General features: G+C 38.0%; 10 protein-coding genes and 1 other annotated feature. All 10 genes read right to left on the bottom strand.

What is annotated here, in order from left to right:
- Nucleotides 1-109: 109 nt before the first annotated feature.
- Entirely contained in the window at nucleotides 110-787 is a 678-nt protein-coding gene (gene radC, locus VF726_RS08340) for a DNA repair protein RadC (protein WP_087957065.1), read from the bottom strand.
- Nucleotides 788-833: 46 nt separating this feature from the next.
- Nucleotides 834-1,409, bottom strand: coding sequence for a Maf family protein (locus VF726_RS08335; RefSeq protein ID WP_440167341.1), 576 nt, complete (start codon nucleotides 1,407-1,409; stop codon nucleotides 834-836).
- A 221-nt stretch (nucleotides 1,410-1,630) separates the two neighbouring features.
- Entirely contained in the window at nucleotides 1,631-2,593 is a 963-nt protein-coding gene (locus VF726_RS08330; protein WP_440167339.1) for a stage II sporulation protein B, read from the bottom strand.
- A gap of 165 nt (nucleotides 2,594-2,758) precedes the next feature.
- Complete coding sequence (locus tag VF726_RS08325) at nucleotides 2,759-4,060, bottom strand: bifunctional folylpolyglutamate synthase/dihydrofolate synthase (protein WP_440167337.1); 1,302 nt, start codon at nucleotides 4,058-4,060, stop codon at nucleotides 2,759-2,761.
- Between the two features lie 94 nt (nucleotides 4,061-4,154).
- Nucleotides 4,155-6,800, bottom strand: a complete 2,646-nt coding sequence (locus VF726_RS08320) for a valine--tRNA ligase (protein ID WP_440167335.1) — start codon at nucleotides 6,798-6,800, stop codon at nucleotides 4,155-4,157.
- A gap of 38 nt (nucleotides 6,801-6,838) precedes the next feature.
- Nucleotides 6,839-7,070: a binding site (T-box leader), on the bottom strand.
- A gap of 170 nt (nucleotides 7,071-7,240) precedes the next feature.
- Complete coding sequence (gene ysxE, locus VF726_RS08315) at nucleotides 7,241-8,266, bottom strand: spore coat protein YsxE (protein ID WP_440167333.1); 1,026 nt, start codon at nucleotides 8,264-8,266, stop codon at nucleotides 7,241-7,243.
- Between the two features lie 64 nt (nucleotides 8,267-8,330).
- A complete protein-coding gene (gene spoVID, locus VF726_RS08310; RefSeq protein ID WP_440167331.1) occupies nucleotides 8,331-9,341 on the bottom strand; it encodes a stage VI sporulation protein D in 1,011 nt (336 codons plus the stop codon).
- Nucleotides 9,342-9,419: 78 nt separating this feature from the next.
- Nucleotides 9,420-10,709, bottom strand: a complete 1,290-nt coding sequence (gene hemL / locus VF726_RS08305; protein WP_440167329.1) for a glutamate-1-semialdehyde 2,1-aminomutase — start codon at nucleotides 10,707-10,709, stop codon at nucleotides 9,420-9,422.
- Nucleotides 10,709-11,698 carry a porphobilinogen synthase gene (gene hemB / locus VF726_RS08300; protein WP_440167327.1) on the bottom strand — a complete coding sequence of 330 codons (990 nt, stop codon included), beginning with the start codon at nucleotides 11,696-11,698 and terminating at the stop codon, nucleotides 10,709-10,711. Before hemB ends, hemL begins: the two co-directional genes overlap by 1 nt.
- 69 nt (nucleotides 11,699-11,767) lie before the next feature.
- A complete protein-coding gene (gene hemD, locus VF726_RS08295; protein WP_440167325.1) occupies nucleotides 11,768-12,520 on the bottom strand; it encodes a uroporphyrinogen-III synthase in 753 nt (250 codons plus the stop codon).
- Nucleotides 12,521-12,522 lie beyond the last annotated feature (2 nt).

The raw sequence follows: 12,522 nt of genomic DNA, 5'->3' as shown, positions 1-12,522 counted from the left end.
TATATTATAAAAACAGTACGTTTTTTATATCTTTATCCTTTTTGTAGATAAATTTCTACAAAAAACTCATAAATCACATTATAAAACAAAATAAGTAAAAAGCATAGTCTTAAATATGACCTTTTTCCTTTAAACTCACGAATTTATGGTCGCCTATTATAATATGGTCAAGGACTTCAATTCCGATAATTCGACCGCATTCTACTAAGCGTTTTGTTACTTCAATATCTTCTCGGCTCGGCGTGGGGTCTCCTGAGGGATGGTTATGAAGACATATGATAGAGGCTGCTGCACGGCGGAACGCTTCTTTAAAAACTTCCCTTGGATGTACAATTGATGTGTTTAAACTTCCAATGAAAATCGTTTGCCTATGTATAACTTGATTTTTTGTGTTCAAATATAAACATACAAAATGCTCCTGCTGCAGGAAACGCATTTCTTCCATCATATATCTCGCGCAATCTTCTGGGCTTCGAATGCTATATCTATTTTGATACTCTAAACGCACCATTCTTCTACCGAGTTCAAAAGCAGCTATAAGCTGGGTTGCCTTCGCAACCCCAACACCATGTATACTGACGAGCTCTTCTAACGTTGCGTCTTTCAACATACGTAAACCGTCAAAGTGATGTAAAATTTTATCTGATAACTTTAAAACTGTTTCTTCTTTAGAACCTGTTCTGAGTAACACTGCAAGAAGCTCCCGATTCGATAAACTTCCAGCTCCTTCTAACAATAAACGCTCCCGTGGCTGTTCTTCTTTGACAACATCACGAATACCGTTCATTTCTCCACCCCTTTATTTGTTCTCTCAAAGAAAATCCCATGCAATTTTACGCATGGGTTATATCAATATTGAATTGTTTTAATTCCCGAACAAGACGTGAAATTGGTAAACCGACTACACTATAGTAATCCCCTTGAATATGTTGAACAAAAATAGATCCTTTACCTTGAATTCCATAACTTCCTGCTTTATCAAGAGGCTCTTTCGATGCAACGTATACGTCAATTTCCTCTTCTGTTAATTCCCAAAACGTAACTTCTGTACGCTCGTAAAAAGTGACTGTTTTGTCTTTTGCTATAATTGCAACACCAGTATACACTTCATGTGTTTTCCCTGATAATAATTGCAACATTTCTTTCGCCTCAGCCTCATTAGAAGGCTTTCCAAGAATACGCGACTCATATGTAACAATTGTATCTGCGCCTAACACAATATGATCACTGTTATTTTCTGCTACTGCAGATGCTTTTTGCAGGGCAAGGGACATAACAATATCAGAAGGTGATGAGTAGGCACCAATCGTTTCTTCTACTTCACTTACAATGATTTCAAATGGTACATCCGCTAACTCAAGCAGTTCCTTCCTGCGAGGTGACCCTGATGCTAAAATAATTTTTCTCATATTTTCTCCTTCCTTTCTCATATGAAGCAGAATTATTTACATCAATCGTATCAAAGGAATAGTTTGTCCACAAATGAAAGAAATATTATTTTCTCTAAACAAAATAATACTTTTTTACTAAAATACGATTATATTCCTGCCATTGAGAAAGCACTTTGCTCTAAATTCAAAAGAAAAGAAAGAAGTACCTATACTTCTTCCTTCGTCATTTCATTATCCTATTAATTCACCTTTTGTGAAACAATTTTTTCATATGAAAGTATACCATCAATAATAACTTGATTTAATTTCGCCAAAGATTCCTTATCACCTTTTCCATCCTTCACTGTTTGCACAGCTACTGACGTATACATATACAATTTCTTTGCTTCTTCCTGCTTCATACTTTTTCCTTCTTTTTCAATTGCTTTCCACTCTTTTTCAATCGCACCTATATCTTTTGCATTACTTTTCCCACTAGCTTGTACGCTAGAAGTATATTTTGCTAAATGAGTATATAATGGCTGTACTTTTGTTAAAAATGCACCCACTTCTTTATCATTTTTAAGTAACGCTTTATCTGTTATATCCCAGTTCTTTTTCAATACAGAGACATTATCATTTTTATACTGCGTCATTAATTGATTTATGCCTTGTTCATCGCTTGCAATACCAACAACTAATGCATACTTATCACCGCTCGGTTTTAAAGCTGCTACGCCCCCATTACCTTTCCATTCTTCAAGAGCAGCCTGTCCCTTTTCTTCAGAAGAATAAATTCCTCCTTGAACAAAAAATAATTTCATTGGATCCAATGATGTTCCTGTCTGTGCTTTTTGTTTTTCCTGTTTTGGTGCTGGTGTTTGTTCTGACATTCCGCCCACCTTTGATTCTTCATTTTGCATCTGCTTCGAAGCTGTTACTCCACTTCCCCCTGTCGCACCTTGCCCTTTAAGTAACTGTAGCATTCCCATCCCAAACGCCGTACCAATAATAATCGCCGTTGCAACGATTGCAATTAACGTATTGCTCCACTTCTTCCGTGTTTTTTCTGTAGACACTAATTTCGCTTTTTGAAACGGAACAACGTTTTTCGGTCTTTCACTTTCTACTACCATCCATTCAAATTCATCTTTCTTCTTCTCCTCATACTTCGCTTCTGTTCCATTCACTTTCACTGAGATCGTTCGTGATTGCTTGTCCATACACTCACACCTCACCTCTTATCGTTGTCCGCATCATACCATATTCATTTCACAAAAAAACGAGATATTTGTCAGAGGAATTCGCCAAATAACCCTATATATTTATCTTATATGTATGCATTTGACTTCATTTGTAGAACAAAAAAACTAGATAGCAAAGACTATCTAGTTTTTCTCGCGAATATATTTTCGAACTTCCGAAATGAAATAAAGAGAACCTGTTATGATAAAAACATCATTTTCCCCAATCATTTCAACTTTCGTATCAATTGCCTCTTTCCAATTTTCAAAAACTAATTTTGATTCTTTCTTTCCATACGATGCAAGCTCGCCTGCTGAAATAGCACGATCAAAGGCGAATGTTGTAAAAATAATTTCATCGGCAATTGTTTCTAATTGACCTACCATATTATGCAATTGTTTATCACCAAGGGCAGTAAATAAAACTATTACATTTTTATCTTTGTAATGTGATTCTACTGTTTTCACAAGACTTTCGATACCTTCTGGGTTATGCGCACCATCTATAATAATATCTGGATTACTTTGCAGTTTTTCAAAGCGCCCAATCCAATACGCTTCCTGTAATCCCGTTCTGATTTCTTCTTCCTCAATTAAAAATGATAAGTATGTTTTTACATACACGACTGCCATAAGTGCAAGTGCTGCGTTTCCTACTTGATGACTACCTTTCATCGAGATTCGCACATCTTCAAAAGAGGCGAAAGGACAAGTGAAATCGAACTGTTCTCCATCTTCGCTAGACTGTTTATGTAACGCTGTAAAATGGTTGCCCATCTCATATAAGTTTGCATGATTTTCCTTTGCAACCTTTTGAATGACTTGCAACGCTTCCTCATCTCGTACACCAGTAATAACCGGAACACCAGACTTAATAATTCCCGCCTTTTCATATGCAATTTCTCCTAGTGTATTACCTAAAATATGCATATGATCGTGGCCGATATTTGTAATAATCGTGAGAACAGGGTGAACCACATTCGTAGAATCAAAGCGCCCTCCAAGCCCCGTTTCAAATAAAACAACATCACAGAAATTAACTTTACCGAAATAACAAATTGCCATAACAGTAATAATTTCAAACTCAGTCGCTTCCCCTAAATCCGTCTCATCTAGTTTTTCAACGATTGGCTTTACCATCTTTACAAGTTCTGTAATCTCTTCATCTGCAATTGGTGTGCCGTTCACACTAATACGTTCGTTAAATGTTTCAATATAAGGAGAGGTAAATGTCCCTACCTTATACTTTGCATCTTCTAACATGTAGCGCATATATGTTAACGTTGAACCTTTTCCATTTGTACCAGCAAGATGAACACATTTTATGTGACGCTCTGGATTTCCTAGCTCTTCTAGCATCCATCTCATTCTTTCTAACCCTGGTTTAATACCAAACTTCAATCGGCTATGAATCCATCCTATTGCTTCTTCGTATGTATGTATCACGTATGCTTTCCCCTTTCAAAAAACAACCTTCATCATTCTATTATACGCAAAGAAAAGAGACTCACCAATATAGTGAGTCTCTAAAAAACATTTTTTATTTCTCAAGATCCGCTAGACGTTGGCGAACTGCTTCGCGTTTTTCTAGGTAATCTTGCTCTTTCGCACGCTCTCCTTCAATAACTGCTGCAGGAGCTTTCGCTACGAAACCTTGGTTTGAAAGTTTCTTCTGTACACGTTCTACTTCTTTGTCGAACTTCTCAAGTTCTTTCTCAAGACGCGCTCTCTCTTCATCAAGATTGATAAGATCAGCTAACGGTAAGAATAACTCTGCACCTGTTACGATTGCAGTCATCGCTTTTTCTGGCGCTTGTAAATCCGTTTGAATTGTTAATTCGCTTGGGTTACAGAAACGCTCAATGTAAGAGCTGTTTTTCGTAAGTTGAGCAAGTACAGCCTCGTCTTTTGCTTTAATTTGCATTTGAACTTTTTTGCTCATTGGCGTATTAACTTCTGCACGGATGTTACGAACAGAGCGAATGATATCAACTAGAAGATGCATTTCTGCCGCTGCTTCTGTATCTTGTAAATCTTCGCGAACTGTTGGCCATGCTGCTACTGTAATAGACTCGCCTTCATGCGGTAAATGCTGCCAAATTTTCTCTGTTACGAATGGCATGAATGGGTGTAATAGACGCATTGTTTGGTCTAATACATAAGCTAAAATAGAACGAGTTGTTTTCTTAGCTGCTTCATCTTCACCGTATAGTGGAAGTTTCGCCATTTCAATGTACCAGTCACAGAAATCGTCCCAAATGAAGTTGTATAATGAACGACCAGCTTCACCGAACTCATATTTATCCATATTACGTGTTACGCTTTCGATTGTTTCATTTAAGCGCGTTAAAATCCACTTATCTGCAACTGATTTTTCACCAGTTAAATCGATTTCTTCATACTTCATATCATCCATGTTCATTAATACGAAACGTGATGCATTCCAAATTTTATTAATGAAGTTCCAAGTAGATTCTACTTTTTCCATGCTGAAACGTAAGTCTTGACCTGGTGCACTTCCCGTTGATAAGAAGAAACGCATTGCATCTGCACCGTACTTCTCGATAACTTCCATTGGGTCAATACCGTTACCAAGAGATTTACTCATTTTACGTCCTTGCTCATCACGAACTAAACCGTGAATTAATACATCTTTAAATGGACGCTCACCTGTAAACTCTAAACCTTGGAAGATCATACGAGATACCCAGAAGAAGATGATGTCATAACCCGTTACTAGTGCATCAGTTGAATAGTAACGTTTGAAGTCTGCTGAATCTTCATTTGGCCAACCAAGTGTTGAGAATGGCCATAAAGCTGAACTGAACCATGTATCAAGTACGTCGTTGTCTTGATTCCAGTTTTCAATATCTGCTGGTGCTTCTGTACCTACGTATACTTCACCAGTTTCTTTATGATACCAAGCTGGAATGCGGTGTCCCCACCATAATTGACGAGAAATACACCAGTCGTGAATGTTTTCCATCCAACGTAAATATGTGTTTTCGAAACGCTCTGGTACGAACGTTACTTTTTCTTCTTCTTTTTGTTGAAGCGCTACTGCCTTCTCAGCAAGTGGAGCCATTTTTACGAACCATTGTGTTGATAAGTAAGGCTCAACAACTGCACCGCTACGCTCACTATGACCGACTGAATGCATATGAGGCTCAATTTCTACTAATACGCCCGCTTCTTGTAAATCTTTCACTAACGCTTTACGACACTCGAAACGATCCATGCCGTTATACTTACCAGCTTTTTCGTTCATCGATCCATCTTCGTTCATTACTAAAATACGTGGTAAGTCATGACGGTTACCTACTTCAAAGTCATTCGGGTCATGAGCTGGTGTAATTTTTACAACACCTGTTCCGAAATCTTTTTCTACGTACTCATCAGCAATAATCGGAATATCACGGCCTACGATTGGAAGTGTAACTGTTTTTCCGATTAAATGCTTGTAACGATCATCTTCTGGATGAACTGCTACTGCTGTATCACCAAGCATCGTTTCTGGACGAGTAGTTGCAAGACGAATATGACCAGAACCATCTGTTAATGGATAGTTCATATGGTAGAATGCACCTTGAACTTCTTTATGAATTACTTCAATATCAGAAAGGGCTGTGCGTGTTGCTGGGTCCCAGTTAATAATATATTCACCACGGTAAATTAAGCCTTTTTCGTATAATTGAACGAATACTTTATTAACCGCATCAGATAAACCTTCGTCTAATGTGAAACGTTCGCGAGAATAGTCTAGTCCTAAACCAACTTTCCCCCACTGTTGACGAATGTGAGAAGCGTATTCTTCTTTCCACTCCCAAGCTTTTTCAAGGAATTTCTCACGGCCAAGATCGTAACGTGAAATACCTTCTTCACGAAGTTTCCCTTCTACTTTCGCTTGTGTTGCGATACCCGCATGGTCCATTCCTGGAAGCCATAATACATCGTAACCTTGCATACGCTTCGTACGAGTTAAAATATCTTGAAGAGTTGTATCCCAAGCGTGACCTAAGTGTAACTTACCAGTTACGTTCGGAGGTGGAATTACAATAGTATATGGTTGTTTCTTCTCGTCTCCTGTTGCTTCAAAATATTTGCCTTCTAGCCACCACTGATAAAGGCCTTCTTCAACGGACATATGATCATATTTAGTTGGTAAATTCTTTTCCGTGTTTGACATTATTTTCCCTCCTTAAAATAAAAAATGCCCCTCATCCAAAAAAGGACGAGGGACATCGCGGTACCACCTTTATTTACAAACAAATTCAGAATTTGCTTATACTCTTAATTTGATAACGGACAAATCCGTCTTTTCCTAATGAGAACTATTCCGTTCAGAAAAGATGCTCCAGGGCTACCTTCTAACATAACTATCTAGAGAATCTCCCAGCTAATGATTCTCCTCTCTGAAGACGTTTCTTGTTATACTCTTCCCCTTCAAGGCATTTATATGATTGTTAATTATTATATACAATAGTGTAAAAAACGAAACCTTATTCGTCAAGATAAATTTAAGTCTATGAATTTTCGGGCACACAAAAAAGATAAGTAGCATCCTCTACTTATCTTTTGATCCCGCTATTTGCAGGCAGTCATACCCGTACTAATTAAAGTTTCACTTTATCCGTTCCCTTGCTGGGCAGCTTGTAATTGCGATAGGAAATATTCTATATTACTAACGAGCCAATGCGCTTGTTGCAAGCTCTTTACTCCGAGAAGTTCATTTTCCTCATTACGACTCTCTCTTCTTTTCTTATAAGACTGGATTTGCCGAATAAATTGCGATGGATACGTCATATACGCAAACATAAGTAGTTGCTCTTCTTTCGTAAAAGGGAAATTTTTTTGGTACATTTGATACCATTCAAACCGATCACTTCGCGCAATTGGATACGTGTTTAAAGACCGCGAATAAAAACCTACTATATCTTGCACAGGTGTTGCAAACTTCGATTTTTCTAAACTAATAAAATAGCCGTTCCGTTCATAATCAAATAAAAAGTGATTAAGTGATACGTTACCATGCACAAAAGTAATACGTGTTTTTTCTTTTTCTTTCATCGCATCGTTCCACTCATTTAATTGCTTCGTTGCAAACTCACGCGCCCTCATTACATGATGATAGTACGTACAATATTGTAATTCAAACGGAGACATATACCACTTTGCTTCAGATTCTACGAGGAACTCTTCTAACATTTCACCATCATTCTCCCAGCGATCAGATATATTCGTATAATGCTTTTCTAAATCTTCTTCTGTATACGTTTCTTCTTTCACCGTTTTTTGATGTAACGTCCCGAGAGTTTGAAACATTTTATGGTATTGATCATTATCCTCGCCGTTCCCTTCCGCACGTTCTAACCACGGCATTAAATAATAATTATACGTACCGTCACTTAAAATATAATTGCCATCCGTCGCATGGTATATCGGTACATAATTTGAAAAACCTTTCTCCTTCAAATATTGAATATGGTGCAAAAAGTTATTCCGCTCTAACTTCCTGCTTTCTATTCTCTTAAGCGCATATGGACCTTGATTCGTATAAATTTTCGTTACGCTTCCGTGCTCTTCCATATGCTGTGTATCCAATCTATATTGACTTACAATGGGTTCATAGCGATTTCGTAATTCCATATCCATACGAATAACCCTTTCTATTCAAAACATAGCCTTTAGAAAAAAGTGGGTGAAAACACTCACCCACTTATTTCGCTTTTGCTCTTGAAACAGGAATATAAATAATTTGTCCTGCAGTCAAATATATATCTTCTGTTTGATTGACACGGTATAAGTTTTGTACAGACGTTTCATAACGATCTGCAACAGATTCGATCGTATCTCCTTCTTGCACGAAATACATTCTTAACTTTGTAAATTCCTCTTCCGGTTCCTTCGTAAATAATTTCGTTAAATATAGCGCATTTTCATCTCGCTGTGAATACGCTTCTTCTTCTTCTTGCTCTTCTTGTTTTTTCGCTTTCTCTTTCTTGAAATCTTTTCGTCCGAACAATTCAAATTGCGGCGTTGTTTCTTGCTCTTCTTCACGCTCTACAAATTCATGTTCTTCTATTTCCTCTTCCTCTACTTCCTGCTCTTTTCTTTCTTCTAGTTGGAACGGTTCGAATGCGTAATCTTCCCACTCATCTGATTCCTTATAAGCTGGCTCTTCAACTTGCGGCGTCGGTCTAGTTTCATACTCTTGCGCTGAATCATCCTCTAACTCAGCATACGCCGTTTCTTCCTCTTCATCCTCAATTCTTTCTTCATCACATAAACCTGTAATAGATATATCCGCTAATAATTGTAAGCAACCATTTTCCTTTAATTCATAATCAAATTCCTCGATAGATACATATAGTTCTTCAATCACTTTCACACGGTTTCTCGGAATTGATATTTCAAGCGGAAAGGAATGAACAAGTTCATTAACCCCATCTTCCCTTGTTTCTACATAATCAATTGACTTCGCTGGTGATAGATCTCTTAATGAATAAGCCGAATCATCTTGCCGCGCAACATACTCTCCCGTTAAATCTAATTGCCCTCTCACGATAACTTCATGATCAAGCTCTTCTATCTCAACGTCTGGATCTAACGAAATTGACAAAAGTTCTTCGACTTCCTGTCCTTTTTGGAACCAAACAGATTCTTTTAATGAAAAACGTAATGAATGATCTGTTGCCACTTCTTTTCCCCCTCCCAAACTATATGTCATTACAGATTTATGTGCGGAAAGCTGACTTTATGAATAAAAAAAATCGCCCCCTTATGGAGAGCGATTTTCTTTATTCAATTAAGCTTTTAATTTTGACATAGCAATCTCAGCCGCTGCAATTGTCGCTTCAATATCTGCATCACTATGTGCTGTCGATAAGAATAAGCCTTCAAATTGAGATGGCGGCAAGAATACACCTTGCTCTACCATTTCACGATAGTAAGCTGCAAAGAATTGTAAGTTTGAAGATTTTGCTGCATCGTAATTAATAACTTGTTCATCTGTAAAGAAGATACCAATCATAGAACCTGCACGGTTAATATGATGCGGAATGCCATGTTTTTCAGCCGCTTTACGCAAGCCAGCTTCTAACATTTCAGCTTTACGCTCGAATTCTACATATGATTCTGGCGTTAACTGTACTAACGTTTCATAACCTGCTGCCATTGCAAGTGGGTTACCTGATAAAGTACCTGCTTGGTAAATCGGTCCGCTCGGTGCAACTTGGCGCATAATTTCTGCTTTACCACCGTATGCTCCTACCGGTAAGCCACCACCGATTACTTTACCTAAACAAGTTAAATCAGGTGTTACACCGTAATAACCTTGTCCACAATTATAAGCAACTCGGAATCCTGTCATTACTTCATCAAAAATAAGCAATGCACCGTTTTGCTCTGTTACTTCACGAAGACCTTCTAAAAATCCTGGTTGCGGAGGAACAACACCCATATTTCCTGCTACTGGTTCTACGATGACACAGGCAATATCATCACCGAATTGTTCGAAAGCGTATTTCACACTTTCTAAATCGTTATACGCTACTGTAATTGTATTTTTCGCTACACCTTCTGGTACACCAGGGCTATCTGGTAAACCTAGCGTCGCCACACCAGAACCTGCTTTAATTAATAACGAATCACCATGACCGTGGTAACAACCGATGAATTTCAAAATTTTGTTACGCCCTGTATAACCACGAGCTAAACGTAGCGCACTCATCGTCGCTTCTGTTCCTGAGTTAACCATACGTACAATCTCAATTGATGGTACGCGCTCAATAACAAGTTTCGCTAATTCATTCTCAATTTCCGTTGGAGCACCGAAGCTTGTTCCTCTTTCAGCAACAGATTTTAAAGCTTCCACAACACGATCGTTTGCATGACCATGAATTAAAGGACCCCATGATAATACGTAATCGATGTATTCATTTCCATCGATATCATATACTTTAGAGCCTTTTCCGCGCTCCATAAACAACGGATTCATACCGACAGACTTAAAGGCACGAACAGGGCTATTTACGCCACCAGGCATTAAATCTTGCGCCTCTTCGAACGCGGCAATCGACTTATCAAACTTTTTCATTATTTAGCGCCTCCTTCTTGTAACCATCTTGCTGCATCTTTTGCATGATACGTAATAATTAAATCTGCTCCTGCACGTTTCATACTAATTAATTTTTCAAGTACAACTTCTTTCTCATTAATCCAACCATTTTGCGCTGCCGCTTTAATCATCGAATACTCACCACTTACGTTATAAGCAACGACTGGTAAATTAAAGTTATTTTTCACATCACGAACGATATCTAAGTAAGAAAGAGCTGGCTTTACAATTAAGAAATCTGCCCCTTCCATTACATCTGATTCTGCTTCACGGAATGCTTCCATACGGTTCGCTGGGTCCATTTGATATGTTTTGCGATCACCAAATTGCGGTGCACCGTGCGCTGCATCACGGAATGGTCCGTAAAATGCTGATGAATATTTCACAGCGTACGACATAACTGGTACATGTCCAAAACCATTTTCATCTAATGCATGGCGAATTGCTGTTACGAATCCGTCCATCATGTTTGATGGCGCAATAATATCTGCCCCTGCTTGCGCTTGACTTACAGCTGTTTTTGCCAGAACTGCAAGAGACTCGTCATTTAAAATAATACCATCTTCAATTACACCGCAATGACCATGGCTTGTGAATTGACATAAACATGTATCTGCAACTACTACTAAATCAGGGAATTCGCCTTTAATTTGCTTAATTGCACGTTGCACAATTCCATGATCACAATATGCTGATGATCCAACTTCATCTTTTTCAGCAGGTAAACCGAATACAATAACAGAACGAATACCTAAATCAACAACTTCTTGCATTTCAGCTTGCAATAAATCTAAAGACATTTGATATACGCCTGGCATAGAAGGCACTTCATTACGAACATTTTCTCCTTCTAATACAAAAATAGGGTAAATAAAATCTTCCGTATGTAAAAACGTTTCACGCACAAGCGCACGCATGCCCCCGCTTTGTCTTAAGCGACGATGACGATTAAATTGTAAAGAGTTCATAGATTTCTATCCCCATTCTTTTATTTTATCCCACTATTTGCGGGCAGTAAGACCCCACTAATTAAAGTTTTACTTTATAGATTCGCAAATGCATTGTAGTAATGCTTCTACAGTGTACTCTTTCGGCATAATAATATGCGGAAAATAAAGGCTCGCCTCTTTTTCCGTAATAGGCCCTATACAAGCAATTGTACATTTTTTTGTCCATTCTCTCCAGTTTGTGCCCTCAAGTAAATGAACAAAACTAGTAACAGTTGAAGGGCTTGTAAATGTAATAATATCTACTTTCCCTACTTCTAATGCTTCTATAAGCTCCTGCCTTTTCTCTACATTTTCTTTCGTACCATATACGATTAATTCATCTAGAGAAACACCAAGTCCTCGAAGTGCAACCGGAATTACATCTCTTGCTAAATTCCCTTTCGGAAATAAAATGCATTCATTTCCACTTAGTTTTTTTACAAACTCTTCTGCAAATACTTCTGCAACAAATGAAGTTGGAACAAAATCCACTTCATAGCCTCGCTTTTCTAACTCTAACTTTGTTTTCACGCCTACTGCAGCAATTTTAATCGTTGCTGGTAGCTTCTTTTTCAAACTATCTAGAAAAAAAGCTACCCCATTTTTACTCGTAAAAATAACCCAGTCATATGAATACAGCTGCCCTGCTATATGTTGAATTTGCCTATGAGACATACCTTCCATACGCAAAAGCGGAATTTCCAATGGAATTCCGCTCTTTTCTTTCACCGCTACACTCATTTGCTTTGCTTGATGCTGGGCACGTGTAATCAATACCGTTTTGCCAGCGAGAGCGTTCATAT

It is taken from the genome of Bacillus sp. Brlt_9 (genome assembly GCF_051948935.1).
GTDB lineage: Bacteria > Bacillota > Bacilli > Bacillales > Bacillaceae_G > Bacillus_A.
The sequence above is the reverse complement of the archived record's forward strand: the minus strand, read 5'-3'. Positions and strand labels throughout refer to the sequence as shown.